This is a genomic window from Bradyrhizobium sp. 23AC (assembly GCF_054863025.1).
Window position 1 is genome coordinate 81,143 of the sequence record NZ_JAVAYN010000024.1, and the last position, 16,777, is coordinate 97,919.

General features: G+C 63.5%; 18 protein-coding genes. 9 read left to right on the plus strand and 9 right to left on the minus strand.

Annotated features, from left to right (window positions below; all coding sequences use genetic code 11):
- Window positions 1-53: 53 nt before the first annotated feature.
- Entirely contained in the window at window positions 54-638 is a 585-nt protein-coding gene (locus tag RAD10_RS36175) for a TetR/AcrR family transcriptional regulator (protein ID WP_461621176.1), read from the minus strand.
- 78 nt (window positions 639-716) lie between these two features.
- On the opposite strand from RAD10_RS36175, the gene RAD10_RS36180 reads away from it, so the two are divergent.
- A complete protein-coding gene (locus RAD10_RS36180; RefSeq protein WP_461621177.1) occupies window positions 717-1,217 on the plus strand; it encodes a peptide deformylase in 501 nt (166 codons plus the stop codon).
- A gap of 129 nt (window positions 1,218-1,346) precedes the next feature.
- On the opposite strand, the gene RAD10_RS36185 is transcribed toward RAD10_RS36180, so the two are convergent.
- A complete protein-coding gene (locus RAD10_RS36185) occupies window positions 1,347-2,000 on the minus strand; it encodes a hydrolase (RefSeq protein ID WP_018317650.1) in 654 nt (217 codons plus the stop codon).
- Window positions 2,001-2,151: 151 nt separating this feature from the next.
- On the opposite strand from RAD10_RS36185, the gene RAD10_RS36190 reads away from it, so the two are divergent.
- Window positions 2,152-3,033, plus strand: coding sequence for a LysR family transcriptional regulator (locus tag RAD10_RS36190; protein WP_461621178.1), 882 nt, complete (start codon window positions 2,152-2,154; stop codon window positions 3,031-3,033).
- 103 nt (window positions 3,034-3,136) lie between these two features.
- Here the strand turns inward: RAD10_RS36190 and RAD10_RS36195 are convergent, their stop codons facing one another.
- The 3 genes from RAD10_RS36195 to RAD10_RS36205 form a co-directional block, all read right to left on the minus strand.
- Window positions 3,137-4,015 (minus strand): AraC family transcriptional regulator, encoded by an 879-nt coding sequence (locus tag RAD10_RS36195; RefSeq protein ID WP_461621179.1) that lies wholly within the window; start codon window positions 4,013-4,015, stop codon window positions 3,137-3,139.
- 200 nt (window positions 4,016-4,215) lie between these two features.
- The gene (locus tag RAD10_RS36200) at window positions 4,216-5,475 is read right to left on the minus strand and encodes a serine hydrolase domain-containing protein (protein ID WP_461621180.1); all 1,260 of its coding nucleotides are present in this window, start codon (window positions 5,473-5,475) and stop codon (window positions 4,216-4,218) included.
- 118 nt (window positions 5,476-5,593) lie between these two features.
- A complete protein-coding gene (locus tag RAD10_RS36205; RefSeq protein WP_461621181.1) occupies window positions 5,594-7,597 on the minus strand; it encodes a TonB-dependent siderophore receptor in 2,004 nt (667 codons plus the stop codon).
- A 524-nt stretch (window positions 7,598-8,121) separates the two neighbouring features.
- Here RAD10_RS36205 and RAD10_RS36210 point away from each other — a divergent pair.
- Window positions 8,122-8,472: an AraC family ligand binding domain-containing protein gene (locus RAD10_RS36210; RefSeq protein WP_461621182.1), complete on the plus strand. Its 351-nt coding sequence runs from the start codon at window positions 8,122-8,124 to the stop codon at window positions 8,470-8,472.
- Window positions 8,473-8,495: 23 nt separating this feature from the next.
- Here the strand turns inward: RAD10_RS36210 and RAD10_RS36215 are convergent, their stop codons facing one another.
- Window positions 8,496-8,858 carry an ArsR/SmtB family transcription factor gene (locus RAD10_RS36215; RefSeq protein WP_461621183.1) on the minus strand — a complete coding sequence of 121 codons (363 nt, stop codon included), beginning with the start codon at window positions 8,856-8,858 and terminating at the stop codon, window positions 8,496-8,498.
- Complete coding sequence (locus RAD10_RS36220; RefSeq protein ID WP_461621184.1) at window positions 8,858-9,520, minus strand: SRPBCC family protein; 663 nt, start codon at window positions 9,518-9,520, stop codon at window positions 8,858-8,860. Before RAD10_RS36220 ends, RAD10_RS36215 begins: the two co-directional genes overlap by 1 nt.
- Before the next feature lie 303 nt (window positions 9,521-9,823).
- Here RAD10_RS36220 and RAD10_RS36225 point away from each other — a divergent pair, with 303 nt between their 5' ends.
- The 3 genes from RAD10_RS36225 to RAD10_RS36235 all read left to right on the plus strand — a co-directional run bounded on the left by RAD10_RS36225 (window position 9,824) and on the right by RAD10_RS36235 (window position 11,700).
- Window positions 9,824-10,171, plus strand: a complete 348-nt coding sequence (locus RAD10_RS36225; RefSeq protein ID WP_461621185.1) for a hypothetical protein — start codon at window positions 9,824-9,826, stop codon at window positions 10,169-10,171.
- A 333-nt stretch (window positions 10,172-10,504) separates the two neighbouring features.
- Window positions 10,505-11,098: a hypothetical protein gene (locus RAD10_RS36230; RefSeq protein ID WP_461621186.1), complete on the plus strand. Its 594-nt coding sequence runs from the start codon at window positions 10,505-10,507 to the stop codon at window positions 11,096-11,098.
- A gap of 71 nt (window positions 11,099-11,169) precedes the next feature.
- Entirely contained in the window at window positions 11,170-11,700 is a 531-nt protein-coding gene (locus RAD10_RS36235; RefSeq protein WP_461621187.1) for a DUF4303 domain-containing protein, read from the plus strand.
- 257 nt (window positions 11,701-11,957) lie between these two features.
- On the opposite strand, the gene guaA is transcribed toward RAD10_RS36235, so the two are convergent.
- Complete coding sequence (gene guaA / locus RAD10_RS36240) at window positions 11,958-13,556, minus strand: glutamine-hydrolyzing GMP synthase (RefSeq protein ID WP_461621188.1); 1,599 nt, start codon at window positions 13,554-13,556, stop codon at window positions 11,958-11,960.
- A 150-nt stretch (window positions 13,557-13,706) separates the two neighbouring features.
- Between guaA and RAD10_RS36245 the strand changes: the two genes are divergently transcribed.
- The 3 genes from RAD10_RS36245 (at window position 13,707) to RAD10_RS36255 (ending at window position 15,237) form a co-directional block, all read left to right on the plus strand.
- Window positions 13,707-14,078 (plus strand): nuclear transport factor 2 family protein, encoded by a 372-nt coding sequence (locus RAD10_RS36245; RefSeq protein WP_461621189.1) that lies wholly within the window; start codon window positions 13,707-13,709, stop codon window positions 14,076-14,078.
- 351 nt (window positions 14,079-14,429) lie between these two features.
- Window positions 14,430-14,762 (plus strand): DHCW motif cupin fold protein, encoded by a 333-nt coding sequence (locus RAD10_RS36250; protein WP_461621190.1) that lies wholly within the window; start codon window positions 14,430-14,432, stop codon window positions 14,760-14,762.
- A gap of 265 nt (window positions 14,763-15,027) precedes the next feature.
- On the plus strand, window positions 15,028-15,237 hold the full coding sequence (locus tag RAD10_RS36255; protein ID WP_008141931.1) for a cold-shock protein: 210 nt from the start codon (window positions 15,028-15,030) through the stop codon (window positions 15,235-15,237).
- A 211-nt stretch (window positions 15,238-15,448) separates the two neighbouring features.
- Here the strand turns inward: RAD10_RS36255 and RAD10_RS36260 are convergent, their stop codons facing one another.
- Window positions 15,449-16,750: an RsmB/NOP family class I SAM-dependent RNA methyltransferase gene (locus RAD10_RS36260; RefSeq protein ID WP_461621191.1), complete on the minus strand. Its 1,302-nt coding sequence runs from the start codon at window positions 16,748-16,750 to the stop codon at window positions 15,449-15,451.
- Window positions 16,751-16,777: the final 27 nt, after the last annotated feature.

Consider the following 16,777-nt stretch of genomic DNA (forward strand, 5'->3'; position numbering starts at 1 on the left):
TGCGAAACGAAATCGTCTCGCCATTCAGATCGATTGCAGCGGTGCCGGTTGCGTCAGTGCCTTGGGGAAAGCCGATCCAGCAGCGGCCGGGCGATGACCCCAAACATCTTTGGATCGCCATAGGCCCGCGCCGACAGCATCGCGCCGTGAACGGTCGCCATGAAGCCTTCAGCCTCGATCCGAGCCGTGCCGGAGAGCTGAAGCCGCCCTTGCCGCTTGCCGCGCTCCATCACCGATGTCAGCCACGACGCCACGGAGCGGAAGTGAGCCCGGACCTCGAGCGCGACTTCCTCGGGCAGGATCGGAAGCTCGCTGGCGAGCAGCGCGCAAACACAGAAGGGAGCGGTCGCGTCCTTGATGCACGCTTCCCAATACGCGACATAGCTCTTGAGCTGCTCGCCGGGGTCCGGGACGTTGCGCTCCATGGCTGCCAGCCCCGCCTGGGCCTCCTCGCGATATCGCGACACGAGGGTGCGGACCAGATCGACCTTGCTGGCGAAATGGTGGTGAATGCTCGGTTTGCGGATGCCGACGATCTCGGCCACATCGGCGTAACTGAAGCCGTTGTAGCCGCCTGCAATGATCAGCGTACGGGCGCAGTCCAGAATGTCGTCGGCGGTCGAGGAAATCTTGGTCATGGCAGGTTAACTACCTTCCAGTTGGTAGGTCGTCAAGAACGGCGTGCTTCAACCCTCCGTGAGTGGTAGGAGCCCTGCATGACCATCCGCCCCATCGTCCGTTACCCCGATCGCCGGCTCGCGATGCCGGCACGCCCGGTCACCACATTCGACGACGGCTTGCGCGAGCTTGCAGCCGACCTGCTCGACACCACGCGCGCCGCCCCCGGCATCGGCATCACCGCGCCGCATATCGGCGTGCCCTTGCGCGTCGTCGTGCTCGAGCTCGACGCCAAAAGTGGCGCCCTCACCTACGTCAATCCGGTCATTGAATGGACGTCACCCGAGATGATCCTGCACCGCGAGGGCAGCGTCTCGATGCCCGGCGTCAATGACGAGGTGCAGCGCCACGCCCGGGTGCGGATCAGCTACCACGATATCGACGGCAAATTGCAGAGCGAGGAGTCGGACGGCCTGCGTGCCGTGTGCCACCAGCACGAGATCGACCAGCTCGACGGGATGTTCTGGATCCAGCGGCTGTCGCGGCTGAAGCGCGAGCGGCTGGTGAAGAAGTACGAGAAGATGTCGCGGGGCTCGTAGGGGACTAGCGGACACGCAATCCACCCGCCCCACCGCGCTCCCCAGCGCGACGGGCAAGAGTTGCTTGATGACGCCAGCGGCCTTTGCTTTCGCGCAGCCGCTGGCGAGACCTTCGCACCCTCGCTCAGATCATCCTGCGTTGCCGGGAACAGGCGTGTTGAGCAGCTGCTGCTCCCACAGGAATGCGATGCCGCTACCGCCGGCATGCTGCGTAATCACCTCCGTCAGCGCGGCAGCCTGATCGGTCCGAGCCCAATCGCGCTGCCATTCGGCCGCCAGCGCCAGCCAGGTCATCATATTCGCCCCCGCCGCAATCATCCGCTGAATTGCGACCTCGTGGGCCTCCACTGACACGGCGCCAGAGGCATCGGTGATCACCGTTACATCCCAGCCTTCGCCGAGGGCCTGAATCGCCGGCATCGCAACGCAAATTTCGGTCCACAGGCCCGCGATGATGAGCTGCTTGCGGCCCGTGGCCTTGACTGCGTCCACCACCTTTCGGTCCTGCCAGGTGTTGATGAACGTCCGGTCGATCACGTCCTGGCCAGGAAAGACATCCGTGATCTGAGGGAACAGGAGACCACCCCGCTCAGCGATCACCGTGGTCAGGATCGTGGGGACACCGAAGGCCTTCGCGGCCTTGGCCAGACCTGTCGTATTGTTGATCACCATCTGCGGTTCGTGGCTGTTCACGTTCGCGAGCTGGTAAGGCTGGTGGTCGATCAGAACGAGTACCGAGTCTTCGGGACGAAGAAGCGAAGCAAGGCCGTTACGAAAGTTCATCGTTGCATCCTCTATTGCCGTTGTGAGCGGCACTGGTTTTTTAAAGACGTACGCCAGCAGCGACGTAGCCAACGCCGAGATTGGTGTTCCCGAGTGCGATGCGGTAGTGTCGCATTGCGGCACGCTGTGTCGCGGAATGAGGAACGCTGAATTGGATATCGAAGAGATACAGACGTTCGTCGAAGTCGCTGATACCGGGGGAATCTCATCCGCCGCGCTTCGGCTGGGCGTCGCCAAATCGATCGTCAGTCGTCGGCTCCTCCGGCTTGAAGAGGAACTTGGCGTCCAACTCCTTGCACGAACGACCCGCGGGGCTGCGCTCACGGAAGCCGGCGTTACCTTCCGCGATTATGCAGCCAGAGTCAGCGCCGAGATCGATGCAGCGAGGGAGGCGATCCTACCCGCTGGAGAGCTGCGCGGCCGCTTGCGGGTTGCAGTGCCGTTTTCCTTCGGCCCGACTCACTTCGCTCCCATCCTGTCGGAAATGGCCCGACGTCATCCCCAGCTCCAGATCCACACCTGCTACAGCGATCGCTTCGTCGATCTCGTCACGGAGGGTTATGATTGTGCGATACGGGTTGGTTATCTTCAGGACTCCAATTTGATCGCAAGACGCGTCGGCGCCGTCTATGGAAAGCTTGTCGCGAGCCCGGACTACATCAAGGCCCATGGGGAGCCTGAATCGCCGGAGGAACTCCTCGCCCACGAGGCCCTCATGCAGAGTACCGAAGCGTGGCAGCTCATGGATGGCGACAAGATCGTCACGGTTCGTCCGCAGGGGCGCTTCAAGGCCGACAACGGCACAGCTCTGGTCTCGGCCGCAACGGCAGGACTCGGAATCGCCTATCTTCCCGACAGCCTCACCCGCGAATATGTCGCCTCCGGAGCGCTTGTGCCGGTCATGACACGATATCCCCCGCCTCCGGCGGGTGCATATGTGATCCGCCCACCGGGTCAGCATCCCGCGCGGAAGATACGGGTCCTCACGGAATTGCTGATCGAGTATTGTGAGCCCGCTCGGCCCCCTGCGTGAACTCCCCCGCCGGCGTGGTCTCCAGATCTGGATCACGAAGGCGACGACTGACGGTCGTTGCCGGATCCAGCGGCCGTCGCGGCACGATAGGGTCCTAGCAGTGCTATTTCAGCGGCAAAAACAGATCCGCGACGGTCTCATGCTCGGGCACTTCCGGGAAGAAGCTCAGCCGCTGGCAATAGATCGGGAAGTCGCGGGCTTCCTCGCCGCTGGCCGGAAGCCAGTCGCGATAGAGGTAAAGCGCGGCGGACTCCAGATTGTCGGTGTAGCCGACGATTCGCAGCACGGCGCAGCGTCCGCCGGGGATCTCGCCGGCCTTGATCTCTTCGCCATTCGCCTCGATCGGCTGCTCGGTGCCGACACAAAGGTCCACGCTGTAATGGGCGGGCGATGCAGGACGCCGCTCGGAACGCCAGACGTTGAAGGTCGGGCTTGTCCTGGGGTGCAGGCCGGCGGCCCTGCGCCAGGCGATGAACCGCTGGATGGTGGCGCCGAGCGTCGCCGGGTCGCCTCGATGCTCCATGATCGCCACCCGCGTGGCGGGCACCTCGCGTATCGTCACATCGTCACTGCTAAAGGTCTTCATGAGCTTGTTCCTCGCATTGTCTAGAGGCCCGAAGGCCGCAAGCCACGGCTCCCAGTCGGGAGACTTCCGGAACGACGACGGCGATTGCCCGAACCGTTGCCGAAAGGCGCGGGCGAAGGAGTCCGGCGTATCGTAACCGGCATCCATCGCAATATCAGTGACGCTTTGGGCTTTACCGTAGGCCAGCCGATGCGAAGCGCGCTTCATGCGGGCCAACTGGACATAGCGATGCACTGACAACCCGAAGGTCGCGGTGAATTGCCGGTGGAAATGAAACTTCGAGAACGCGGCAACAGCGCTTAACCCGTCCAGGTCCAGATCATCGTCGAGATGCCGGTCGATATGATCCAGCACCCGTCGCATCCGGTCCTGATAGTTTTGCAGCGCCGCCTTCATCGTCCCTCCTCCGTGGCGGCTCCATCTAGTCGCAGACGGCCGTGACGCGCTCGACCGATCTTGCGGTTTGCGCGCACTGTCGTCGCCCGGCTCGACCGGGCGACCGAGTACGCCGCGGCCTCTCGGTTCAGCCACGATCGTCTCTGGAATACTGGATCGCCCGATTGAATCGGGCGATGACAGCGAGTGTGTGGCGCAGCCTACCCGCCCGCCATCAGCGCCTTCGCCAACGCCATATAAGCCGGCAGCGTCACGGGATCGTTGGCGGCGTTGCCCGCGACGGGGTGCGATGCGTAGCGCGCGATCACCATCTCGGCCTTGGGATCGACATAGATGCCCTGGCCGTAAACGCCGCGCGCCATGTAGGCACCGTGGGCGTTGTGGCTGACCCACCATTGGTTGCGGTAGGAGGCGCCGGGCAAGGTGGTGTAGCCCGCGGGCTTGAACTTTTCGGGGTCGCCGCCGCGCGCGATGTCCTCGACCACGGATGAAGGCACGATCTGGCGACCGTTGAAGCGGCCATGGTTGCGCATGGTCTCGCCGAAGCGGGCGAGGTCGCGCAAGCTGGTGGAGAGGCCGCCGCCGCCACTTTCGGTGCCGATGCGGTCGACGTGATAATATGCATCCTCCTCCGCACCCATGTGGATCCAGATGCGCTCGGACAGAAAATCGGACAGCGTCATGCCGCTGGCTCGCCTGATAATCCAGGCCAGCACGTCGGTGTTGACGGTCTTGTACGCAAAGACCTTGCCGTGCTCGCCCTGCTTCTTCTGCGCCACGAGGAAATCGAAAATGGTGGTCGGGCCGTCATAATCAGGTTCGATCGGCGCCATGCCGTTAGCGCGCCGCAAGCCCCACACGGCGGAATTCTTGTCGGTGTAGACTTCGGTGTATGCGAGCCCCGTGGTCATATCCATGACCTCGTGCACGCGCGCGTCGCCGAACGCGCTGGCCTTCAGCTCCGGCACGTACTCCGTGACGGGTGCCTGCGGATCGATCCTGCCCTCGGCGACCAGGATGCCGGCGAGCACGCCGGTGAAGGACTTCGTCACCGACATTCCGATGTGCGGCTTGTGCGGCTTCAGCGCGCCGAAATAGCGCTCATAGATCAGCTTGCCCCGATGCAGCACCGCGATGCCGTCCGCATAAGTCTCCTCCAGCATCTTTGCGAACGTCATGGGGCGACCGTCCATCGTGGTCGATGCGACCGCGCCGATGTCGTGGTCCTCGCGCGGCAACGGCGAGGCCGGCCCTGCCCCGCGCCAGACGTTCACCGTCGGCACCAGCTGCCGGACATTGCTCCAGGCCCAGCGCAGCTCGGGAAAGCTGCGGAACGAGCCGTTCTGGAAGGTGATGGTGCGGTCCGGCGCCGGCGGAAAGCCCTTCATCCAGCCGACGGTCTCGGGGTCGGTCTCGGCGGCGGTTGCGGGCTGTTGGCTGGGGGCGATCGCGGTGGACATGCAGGCTGGCTCCGGAGAGGACGATGCGGATGTCGTATCACGGCCGAACGTGGCGGAGATCCGACGTTTGCGCCGGGTCCCTGCGCGCCGATCAGATCGGCGGCAGCGCCAGCCCGGCTCACCACCGCGCCGTTGCGCTCCCCAGCACCGTCCGTCCCTGTGTGAACGCGCAGGTCCCGCCATTGCAAATTGGAACACGCTCATCCGACAGATTGCGCGCATTCAGAGCCAAGCGCATGCCGCGATAGTCGTAATGCACGCCCGCATCAAACGCCGTGATCGCGGGATTCCTGATCGTATTGACCTCGTCCGCCCAGGTCTGCCCGATCCATCGCGCACCGGCACCGACGCCAAAGCCTGCAAGCAGGCCATTCTGCCAAGTGTAATCGAGGAAGATCGCCGCCTGCTGCAACGGCACGCCGATCGGCACCTTGCCGAGATCAAGGCCATTGCTGCGCGTCACGGTGGCATCGGTATAGCTGTAGGACGCGACACCTTTGAGACCCTCGGCCAGGGACAGCACGGCCTCGAGCTCGGCGCCGCGCGAACGAACCTGACCGGTCTGCACCGAAAAAGTCGGAAAGGCCGGATCGATGGTCAACACGTTGTCCTTGGTCAGGTTGAACCAGGTCGCGGTGAAGTAACTGTTCCAGCCTAGCGGCTGATACTTGATACCGGCTTCGAACGATTCACCCGTCGTTGCCGCGAATGGTGTGCCGCCGCGCTGGGGTGCCGTCGTGCCGGTCAGCGGCAGAAACGATGTCGCATAGTTCACATAGGGAGCAAGCCCCGACTCGAACAGATACAACAATCCGGCGCGGCCGGTGAACTTGCTGGGCTCGCTGTTGCTCGTCACACCCGTCAGGTCGTTGCGGTTCGAGAGCTCGGCAAAGTCCTGCCGGCCGCCGATGGTCAGCCGCCAGCCGCCCCACGCCATCTGGTCTTGTGCGTAAAGCCCGACCTGGCCCAGCGTCTGGCTGTTGGTGCTCATGAGCCCCAGGGGCATCGTCGGCGCCGAACTGCCGTAAACCGGATTGGTCAGATCGAGCGACGGCGCCAGGCCGGCATAATAGTCCAGCGTCGTGCTTTGCCGGAAATAATCAACACCCCCGAGGACCGTATGCTTGATCGGACCGGTGGCCAGCTTGGCCTCGATCTGGTTGTCGACGTTGAACGTGTTGAGCCGCTCCCGGAAGGTCGCCGCGTAGCGGTTGAGCGTGCGGCCGTCAGGCGAGAGACTGAGCGCATCGACCATGTTGCCCTCGAACGACACATGTCCGAGCCGGACATGCTGCCGGAACGCCAGCGCCTCGTTGAAGCGATGCTCGAGCCTGTAACCGACCGAGGCCTGCCACTGCGTGAGCGCGTCGAATGCGGGGTCGCCGAGACGAATATTGGTGACCACGCCGGTCACCGGGTTGCGAAGGTAATACGGCCACATCGACGTCTTGCTGCGCTCGTACTCGGCCAGCACGGTCAGCGTCGTATCCTCGCTCAGCTTGGCGGTCACGCTCGGGGCGAAAAACACGCGGTCGTCCCACGTCCCGGGAATCTGCGTACCGCTGTCGCGCACCAGCCCGGTGAAGCGATAGAGCAGCTTGTCGTTATCAAGGCTCGGTCCGCTGAAGTCGAAACGTCCCTGATAGCGATCGAAATTGCCGATATCGAGGCCAACCTCGTTGAGCCGCTTGTCGAGCGGCATCTTGCTCACATAGTTCACCAGGCCACCGGCTTCATTGGCGCCGTACAGCACCGACGACGGACCGCGCATCACCTCGATACGCTCGGCGCCATAGGGCTCGTTGCGGAAATAGGCGAACGAGCCGTTGCCCTGCCGCAAGCCGTCCCGATAGTTGCCGTACTGGTTGGCCGCAAATCCCCGGATCAGAAACTGATCATAACGCGGGTCGAAGCCGTATGGCTGCGTCTGTACGCCGGCAGTGTAGGCCAGCGCCTCGCCGACGGTTCGTGCGCTGGTGTCGCGGATCTGGTCCTGCGTCACGACCGAGACGGACTGCGGCGTCTCGATCAGCGGCGTATTCGTCTTGGTGCCGGTGGCGCTGCGCGTTGCGACGAAGCCCTGGACCGGACCGATCGCACTCTGGAGAGTCGTGGCCGACACCGGAGCTGCTGCAGCAATCTGCGCCTCCCTGCGCGGATTCGGGCGCCGCACCGATCGTCGCATGTCGCTTGCGGCACCGGGCCGCGCGGACTGCGCGCGGCGGGCTTGCTGCGGCTTTGGAGCATCGACTGTCACTGGCGGTAGCTGAGATTGAGCGTAACACTTGCCGTCAAGGCCTGCATCCAACACAAACAAACTGCAGGTCGCGAGAAAACCATGCCTCACGGCATTCAAACTCAGCATTCCAATCCCCGGTGAGCAAAAAATCAGATGCGGGCTTATGGGCACACCGAGACGAGGAAACGAAATTGAATGGGTCTAAAGAATGTCGTCTTGTCACGACTGTGTCATTGCTGAGACTCCGATCCTGTACGCGCAGCTGCGACAATCTGCACATCGCGCCGCTGATGGACGGCGCTGCGAGCGCTGCGTCAAACCGCCCCGCGGCGACGTTGAACAAACACCGGCCTCAGGCGTCTACCGTTCCAACCCCGTCAACTCGGGCGCAGAACGGAAGGATTCCCATGAAGGTTCGCAAGTTTGCCGTGGCGGACGCGCCGTTCGAGCGCTCGCCCGGGCAGAACGGAGACATCTTTGCTGGCAATGTGATCGACCAGCGCCACGGCGGCCCGATCACCATCGGATACGGCCGCTATGCGCCGAACCAGAGCCTCGATGAAAAGCTCACCGTGGACGATGTCATGCTCGTGCTCGAGGGCAAGCTGTCAGTATCGAGTGCAGCCGGCACCGTCACCGCCGGACCCGGCGAGATCGTCTACATGCCCAAGGGCGAGAAGGTCACCATCCGCTCGCACGAGCAAGGCGCCGTCACCGCCTATGTCACCTACCCACATTGGCAGGAGGCGCGCGAGTGAGGCGCTTGGGTTCGGCACAGCTCTCAGGCCCTCTTGCCGCTCCGCTTGGTCAGCGGTGCATTGCGCCGCTCCCGCTTGCCGCGCGCGATCTCCGTCGCCAGCGCGTCCAGCTTCGGCTCCCAGAAAGTCCTGAACCGCCCGACCCACGCATCCACCGCCTGAAGTCCGGCGACGTCGACCGAGTAGAGGCGTCTTTGCGCTTCGGCCCGAACGGTCGCAAAGCCGCTCTCGCGCAGCACCTTCAGATGCTGCGACACGGCGGCTTGCGTGATGCCGAATTCGGCGCCGATCGCCGCCACGACTTCCCCGGAGGCCATCTCTCCCGGGGCGAGCAGTTCGAGGATGCGTCGGCGCACGGGATCGGCGAGGACTTCGAAGACGTGCATCAGCTTCCTGTGCCGGGGTGCGCGATGTCAGGCGGCATCTCGCCGCGATAGAAGGCAATGGTCCGGTCCGAGCGCTGCTTCGCCGAGGCCGCATCCACCCCGCTCGCGACATGCGCTGCGCGCCAATACTCACCGCTCCCGGTCATGAATTCCTTGCCCTCGGGCGAGCCCATCCACGCCTCGGCCGTCTCGTGGTCGACCGATGCCCCCGTCGCAACGTATCGCTCGAGCCCGGCAATGGCGAGGTCCCAACCGATGCCGACCGCACCCGGACCGAACTGATTCCAATGATCCTCGATGATCGCGCTGTGCTCAAGCGTCAAGCGCGCCTGGCTCCGTTCTGCCGCCAGCGTGACGTCGATCCAGCTGACCGCGCCCGCAAATTCCCACGTCGCCGCGAAATGGGTAGGCGGCTCACAGGACGTGATGGTGCCGCCCGCGTTGCCCTTGAGCTGATACCGTCCGCCGAGCTGGAGATCTCCCTCCACCGGCAGAAACCAGCGCGGGATGCGTTCGCTGCTCGTCAGCGCGTCCCAGAGATCGTCGACGCTGGTGTCGTAGAGCCGCGTCAAGGTGACCGCACTGGCGGCCCTCCCATCCTTCTCGAAATTGCGCACCGAACGCGTGACAAGTCCCAACACCCTGGCAACGTCGATCTCCATCCCGGTCCTCCCTTTTGATTTCGGGAGGAATATCGGCATAGGCTTATATAAGTCAAGCCTTATATTAAGATCGCGTCGCCGTGGCACGATGGGTTCCGCTGCACACTTTGAGCGCGCGAGCGCGCGCCGAACTTCGAGCGCTACATCCTCGACCTCGCGGACTTCAACCGGGGTTGCTGCGCCCGCCGCCGGCAGAGCCCGCTTGCGCTGGCGTTACCTGGATACCGATGCTACGAGGCTGCACGCACAGGATGAATCACGGGTGACTTCTCGAGGAAGTCCATTCTCAAACGGAATCCAGGAATGAATGTAACTGTCTCGATCGTCGTCCTCGCCGCCGAGCTTCTCGTCAGCGCGCTGAGTGCCTTCATTTCAATTGCCGCGCTTGGCTTCGCAGGAGAGGCCACCCGATCCAAGGACCTGACGGCCTTCGGCTGGATCCTCGGGGCGCTCTACATCATCGTCGCCCTGACGCCCCTCGTCGCAACCGGTTGGGTAGCTTACAGGCGGTTTGTTTCGGACAAGGCATTTCCGGCGCTCGAAGTCATCTCGTCGCCGTATCTGGTGCCGGTGGTGCTGGTGGTCGGCGCAGCGATCTTCTGCGTCGGGCTGCTGGCGCTTCAAAACGGCGCGGGGTTGGCGCCGCGATAAATTCGCGAGCGCGATGGGTTTCGCTGTGGTCACCCATCCTACGGGCTAGTTCAATACCTTGAACGAAGAGATGAACTTCTTGGCGACATCGTCCAAGCTGGTGGCAGGTTTCCTGACTACCGGGGGCCAGGCGCGCCGGCCCCAATAGGCTCGGCATCGCTCCACCCGGCGATGATCGGTCGCGGCCGGGGATGTAGGATCGAGGATGGGCAAGTATTTGCAAGTTGTGGAGTCGCATTATTCGGGAAGCCGACGCTCGCTGGTGAATTCGGGGGAGATCACGCATAAGCAGCACGCAGACCTCGATCTTCACCGACATCCAAGAAATGGCAAATGGCCCCTGCAGAAAAGATCATCGAGTACCTGGAGGGGCGCGTACCCCTGTCCGACTTCTACGCGCAGCTCCTGCACGACAAGGCGTTGCAGGAGCTTCTGGAGCAGGATGCGTCCATTCCGCCCTACACCAACGAGAGCAACCTGTTCCTGTACATCATGGATCAGAACGTCTCGGATCCTGCGACCGACCTCAACCTGCGGGACGCACTGTCGAAGCTGCTGACATCGCTCGGCATCGAACACGAGATCGATACGTCCAGTCTCAAGAACTACGAACTGGTTCTGGATGCTTCACCGGCCTGGCTTTCGCCGCCGGAATCTTACGTCAAGGCGCTTATCGCGGGTTTCGAGACGTTAGGCGGAAAACGAGAGAAGCTCGCCTTCGCGAAGGACAAGATCGCCAAAGACTTCCGATATCTTAAAAAGCCACCAAAGTGGCTCCAGTCGCCGTCCTGGCCGTTCCACGGCGACGCGCCGCTGCTGTTTGTCGGACAGCTCGACGCCTCAGGTCTCGCCCACGATAAGGCGCAGATCTACGTCTTCTTCAACGAGCGGGATCGCGGCATCCAAACATTGATGCAAGTGGCCTGACGCTCCGCCCTCATTGGGTTGGGCTTTGAAAACCAGCCGCGCGGTGGGGCCATGATCGAAAGGAAGCGCACGTGGACTGGAACGCAAAAGTAGAGAAGCTTCGCGCAGCGACAATCGCAACGGTTGACGCGTTGACTTCGTTACTCAAAGGGCAGCGCCTCTACGCGATCTGTCTTCAGACGGCAGATGATGGCATGAGCGTTGGGCTCTGCGCCAATACCGAGGAGGGGTATGCCGAGAAACGCGCCTCCGAGACCGAGATTGAAGACATGACCCCGGAATACTCGGCCTATGTACGCTGGGCCCCCGCCGAGTGGCGGTACGAGATTTTTGGCGACGATCATTTTGCGGACATCAATCGCGACCTCACCGCAGCGAGCGCCAATTCGAACAAAGATTTCAACGTCTATTACGACCACCTCATTGACGCGATGGTCGATGCGCTCGCCCATCTGCGGGCCGAGCGGGCGCAGGCGCTCGAAGGCGTTACGTTATTCGTGACGATCTCCGACAGCGAAGAGGCTGAAGCGGTCGAGCGGCGGTCAGCCAATCGCCTGAATCCGCCAACCCTCGCCGGTGAATTCGGCCGGCCCTTGGACTAGGCGGCGTTTGCAGTGCGCCTGCCTGGAAGGGCGAGCATCCCTGGCCTTGAGGGAGGAGCAATCGGCGAATTGGAAAACGAGGTGTCCAACAAGAACGTGACGCCCTGATCGCCCAATCCGCAGACGGAATGCGCCAGGTCTTCGCGATCGGCGATGGCAAGCCGACGGTCAGATTTGGCCGCTCTGCTTAAGACACTTAGCCGCCATTTGAGGCGGGTACGGTCAATAGATCGCGAACGTCGCCGGCGTGGACTGAATCACTCCCACTCAATCGTCCCAGGCGGCTTGCTGGTCACGTCGTACACCACCCGGTTCACGCCCTTCACCTCGTTGATGATGCGCGTGGCGGTCTCCCCTAAGAACTTCATGTCGAACTGGTAGAAGTCCGCGGTCATGCCGTCGGTGGAGGTGACGGCGCGCAGGCCAACCACATAATCGTATGTGCGGCCGTCGCCCATGACGCCGACCGTCTTCACCGGGAGCAGCACGGCAAAGGCCTGCCAGATCTCGTCGTAGAGGCCGTGCTTGCGGATCTGGTCGATGTAGACGGCATCGGCCTTGCGCAGGATGTCGAGCTTGTCGCGGGTGATGTCGCCGGGGCAGCGGATGGCGAGGCCCGGGCCCGGGAACGGGTGGCGGCCGACGAAGATTTCGGGGAGCCCCAGCTCGCGGCCGAGCTTGCGCACCTCGTCCTTGAACAGCTCGCGCAGGGGCTCGACGAGCTTCATGTTCATGCGCTCGGGCAGACCGCCGACATTGTGGTGCGACTTGATGGTGACTGAAGGTCCGCCGGTGAAGGAGACGCTCTCGATCACGTCAGGATAGAGCGTGCCCTGCGCCAGGAAGTCGGCGCCGCCGATCTTCTTGGCTTCCTGCTCGAACACCTCGATGAAGAGGCGGCCAATGGTCTTGCGCTTGGTTTCGGGATCGGTGACGCCTTCGAGCTCGCCCAAGAATTGCTTCGAGGCATCCACGTGCACGAGCGGGATGTTGTAGTGGTGGCGGAACAGGTCGACCACGGTCTTGGCTTCGTCGAGCCGCAACAGGCCATGGTCGACGAACACGCACGTCAGCTGCTCGCCGATGGCTTCGTGGATCAGCACGGCGGCAACGGCTGAATCGACGCCGCCGGAGAGGCCGCAGATCACCTTGCCCTTGCCGACTTGGCTGCGGATCTTGGCGATCTCCTCCTCGCGGAAGGCGCGCATGGTCCAGTCGCCGGTGAGCCCTGCGATCTTGCGCACGAAGTTGCGGATGAGTTTTGCGCCGTCGGGCGTGTGCACCACTTCAGGGTGGAACATCAGGCCGTAATATTTGCGCTTCTCGTCCTGGATGATCGCGAACGGCGCGTTGGGCGAGGTGCCGGCGACGGAGAAGCCCGGCGGCATCTTGGTGATGCGGTCGCCATGGCTCATCCAGACCTGGTTCTTGCCGCCTGATGACCAGACGTCCTCGAACAGCTTGCTCGGCGCCTTGACCTCGACATCGGCGCGGCCGAATTCGCGGTGATGGCCGCCCTCGACCTCGCCCCCTAACTGGGCCGCCATGGTCATCTGGCCGTAGCAGATGCCCATCACCGGCACGCCGGAATCGAAGATCGCTTGCGGGGCGCGAGGCGAGCCGGCCTCGTGGACCGACTCGGGGCCGCCCGAGAGGATCACCGCCTTCGGCTTCATCTCATTGAAGGCGGCTTCGGCCTTGTTGAACGGGACGATCTCGCAATAGACGCCGTCCTCGCGCACGCGACGCGCGATCAGCTGCGTCACCTGGCTGCCGAAGTCGACGATGAGAATCTTGTCGTGCGCCGAGGCCACCGAGGGCGTCGACGCGGAGCGGTCGTTCTGTGCTGCTGTCATGGCCAGCAGATACGCGACGGGGGCTTTTCCCGCAACCACGCGGGCCGCGCGCCCACATTCTTCTTTGGGCATGGACAAGGCAGATTTAGGTAAGTATCATTGACCTAATTTGATCCGCTCTACAAACAGCGGCCGATCAGGGAGAACGCCATGTCACAGCACCACCAGCCATCATCGCTTGCCGCGCTCGGCCGGACCTGGGTCGAGGCCTGGAACGCGCGCGATCTCGAACGCGTGCTCGCGCTCTATGACGAGGCCGCCGTGATGACCTCGGACCGCATTCCGGCGCTGGGGTTCGATGCCAGCGGCACCGTGCGGGGCAAGGACGCTTTGCGCGCCTATTGGGGCAAGGCGCTTGGGCTGCTGCCGGAGCTGCATTTTTCGCTGATCGAATTGTTCGTCAGCCCGGATAGCGTCGTGGTGTTCTACGCCAACGAGCGCGGGAAGAAGATCTGCGAATATCTGCGGGTGAACGAGGCGGGCCTGATCGTGCAGGGCTCGGCGAACCATTTGGTGGGGTGACGGCTGCGCGCGTAGCTGTCGGGGCAGCGAGTTTGTTGGGTGCGGACGCTGCGCGCCTCACTCACCGCTGTCATTCCCCGCGAAAGCGGGGAATCCAGTACGCCGCGGCTCCTCCACATCACCGCGCTGCCTCTGGAATACTGGATCGCCCGATCAAGTCGGGCGACGACACCGGAGGTGAGGCGCGGACGTGCCTCAAACGCGTCATTGCGAGGAGTTCTTGCGACGAAGCAATCCAGGCTGTTTCCGCGGAAATATTCCTAGATTGCTTCGCTTCGCTCGCAAGGACGGAGACCGGGGCGACAGCGTGCGCTAACAGAGGCGCTGCCGGCTCTGAGATAGGATTCCCCCATGAAACTCCCCGCCTCCCCCTTCACCGTCACCGACTGGAGCAAGGTCGAGGCCACCACGCATCCCGGTGAGACCGGCCAAGCCAGGTGGCGCACGCTCAACATCAGCGATCTCCGGGTGCGGATGGTCGAGTATTCGCCGGGCTATTTGGCCGACCATTGGTGCGATCGCGGCCACGTGCTCTACGTGCTCAAGGGCGAGCTCGACAGCGAGCTGCGCGACGGGCGCAAATTCAAGCTCACGGCAGGGATGAGTTACCAGGTCTCGGACTACGGCGACGCCGCGCACCGGTCCTCGACCGAGACCGGGGCGACCCTTTTCATCGTGGACTGAGATCCGCCGGGCGGTTAATTTGCACCGCAAAATAGCAAAGTCGTGCGACGTGCCGGCTCGCGGGTGGTGCCTTGAACTGGCCCCAAATTCTCGCTATATTGTGATCATCGATACTTGGCCGAACGACTGGGCCGCTTCGCTTCGTTGCTGACGGGCGCGCACGCTTCAGATGACTTCTCCAAACATCGACTGAACAGGGCCATGGGCGCAATGCTGCGTACCGGTCCACGTGCGTACCCTCTCTAACTAACTAAAGGAAATTCCCATGGCTATGGGCACCGTGAAGTGGTTCAACACCCAAAAGGGTTATGGTTTCATCCAGCCGGACGACGGCCAGAAGGACGTGTTCGTGCACATCAGCGCCGTCGAGCGTGCCGGCCTCTCCTCCCTCAACGAGGGTCAGAAGGTCTCGTTCGACATCGTCGCCGATCGTCGCAGCGGCAAGTCCTCGGCTGACAATCTCCGCGTCGGCTAACGCCCGCGCACCGTTCTGACCACGGACGTACCGGCAGAACGTCAAGTTAGAAAACCCCGCGACCGGGATCCGGTCTGCGGGGTTTTTGTTTTGGGGGAACTGTGGCGCGTCAGCTGCGGTGCCGTAGGGTGGGCAAAGCGAAGCGTGCCCACCATTTCAATCGCAACCACGGAGAGGTCGTGGGCACGGCGCTTTCGCGCCTTTGCCCACCCTACGAGACCTTTTTCAGGATTGAGACGAAGAACCCGTCCGTCCCAGTCCGCCGCGGCGTCATCAGCCAGCCCTCGGGCGATTGCAGCGCGGCCTCGCCAAACGCCTCCGCCTTGTCCCACAGCACGCTCGCGGCCTGCTCGGGCGGCACGGCCGCGAACTCGCCATGGCGCGCGACGAACGCCCTCACCTGTTCGCCGTTCTCTTCCGACAGCACCGAGCAGGTGATGTAGGCGATGCGGCCGCCCGGCTTCACCAGCGGCACCGCGCGCTCCAGCACCTCGGCCTGGTCACGCAGGCGAATCTCCAGCGCGCCGGGGCGCATCCGCCATTTGGCGTCGGGGTTGCGGCGCCAGGTTCCGGTTCCCGTGCAGGGCGCATCGATCACGACGAGGTCGGCGGTGCTGCGGATGTCGACCAGCGGATCGGCCTCGCCCTTGGGCGTGCGAACATCGGCATTATGGACGCCGGCGCGCGACAGCCGTTCGTGGATTGGCGCGAGCTGGCGCTTGTCGCTGTCGGTCGCGATCAGCCGGCCCTTGCCCTGCATCAGGGCGGCGAGCGCCAGCGTCTTGCCGCCGGCGCCGGCGCAGAGGTCGATCACCTGCTCGCCGGGCTTTGCCGCGGTGAACTGGGCCGCCAGCTGCGATCCCTCATCCTGCACTTCGATGGCGCCCTTGATGAAATCCTCTTCGGCCTGGATCCCGGGGTTGCGCGCATCGGCCGAAAGCGCGATGCGCAGGCCCGTTGCCGACCAAGGCGTCGGTTTCGCATGAAGATGAGCAAGCGACTGCAGCGCCTTGTCGCGATTGAATTTTAGCGTGTTGACCCGCAGGTCGAGCGGCGCCCGGCTCGCCATCGCGGCCGCCTCCGCGGCGCGGTCCTCGCCGAACACTTTTGCCAGGTGCGGATCCAGCCATTCGGGATAGTCGCCGGCGATGGCAGCCGGCGCGTCCTTCAGGGACCGCGAGGCGAGCGCGGCCTGCTCAGCCTCGGTCAGCGGCGCCGGCGCAAATCGGCTGCCGTCGAACAAGGCGCCCATGGTGGCCGTGTCCATGTCGCGCTCGAGCCGGAGCATGCCGATCAACCTGGCACGCGCGGTGTCGGACTCCATCAGGAACGCGCTCGAGGCGTAGCGGCGCAGCACGTCCCAGACGAGGCCGGCGATCGCGGCGCGGTCGCCCGAGCCGGCAAAGCGGTGCGCGGTGCCCCACTCCTTCAGCGCCTTGGCCGCGGGCACGCGGTCCTTCTCGATGGTGTCGATCAGTTCGATGGCTGCGGAGAGCCGGGCAGCGGGGGTCATTTGAATCTTTCAGATGAAATCGGACTC

What these genes read in the sequence shown, in the direction of transcription:
- RAD10_RS36220 (WP_461621184.1), bottom strand. Translation starts at nt 9,520, where the DNA reads ATGGAGATCGACGTTGCCAGGGTGTTGGGACTTGTCACGCGTTCGGTG.
- RAD10_RS36225 (WP_461621185.1), top strand. Translation starts at nt 9,824, where the DNA reads ATGAATGTAACTGTCTCGATCGTCGTCCTCGCCGCCGAGCTTCTCGTC.
- RAD10_RS36180 (WP_461621177.1), top strand. Translation starts at nt 717, where the DNA reads ATGACCATCCGCCCCATCGTCCGTTACCCCGATCGCCGGCTCGCGATG.
- RAD10_RS36255 (WP_008141931.1), top strand. Translation starts at nt 15,028, where the DNA reads ATGGCTATGGGCACCGTGAAGTGGTTCAACACCCAAAAGGGTTATGGT.
- RAD10_RS36215 (WP_461621183.1), bottom strand. Translation starts at nt 8,858, where the DNA reads ATGCACGTCTTCGAAGTCCTCGCCGATCCCGTGCGCCGACGCATCCTC.
- RAD10_RS36210 (WP_461621182.1), top strand. Translation starts at nt 8,122, where the DNA reads ATGAAGGTTCGCAAGTTTGCCGTGGCGGACGCGCCGTTCGAGCGCTCG.
- RAD10_RS36175 (WP_461621176.1), bottom strand. Translation starts at nt 638, where the DNA reads ATGACCAAGATTTCCTCGACCGCCGACGACATTCTGGACTGCGCCCGT.
- RAD10_RS36200 (WP_461621180.1), bottom strand. Translation starts at nt 5,475, where the DNA reads ATGTCCACCGCGATCGCCCCCAGCCAACAGCCCGCAACCGCCGCCGAG.
- RAD10_RS36245 (WP_461621189.1), top strand. Translation starts at nt 13,707, where the DNA reads ATGTCACAGCACCACCAGCCATCATCGCTTGCCGCGCTCGGCCGGACC.
- RAD10_RS36230 (WP_461621186.1), top strand. Translation starts at nt 10,505, where the DNA reads ATGGCCCCTGCAGAAAAGATCATCGAGTACCTGGAGGGGCGCGTACCC.
- RAD10_RS36195 (WP_461621179.1), bottom strand. Translation starts at nt 4,015, where the DNA reads ATGAAGGCGGCGCTGCAAAACTATCAGGACCGGATGCGACGGGTGCTG.
- RAD10_RS36250 (WP_461621190.1), top strand. Translation starts at nt 14,430, where the DNA reads ATGAAACTCCCCGCCTCCCCCTTCACCGTCACCGACTGGAGCAAGGTC.
- guaA (WP_461621188.1), bottom strand. Translation starts at nt 13,556, where the DNA reads ATGACAGCAGCACAGAACGACCGCTCCGCGTCGACGCCCTCGGTGGCC.
- RAD10_RS36260 (WP_461621191.1), bottom strand. Translation starts at nt 16,750, where the DNA reads ATGACCCCCGCTGCCCGGCTCTCCGCAGCCATCGAACTGATCGACACC.
- RAD10_RS36185 (WP_018317650.1), bottom strand. Translation starts at nt 2,000, where the DNA reads ATGAACTTTCGTAACGGCCTTGCTTCGCTTCTTCGTCCCGAAGACTCG.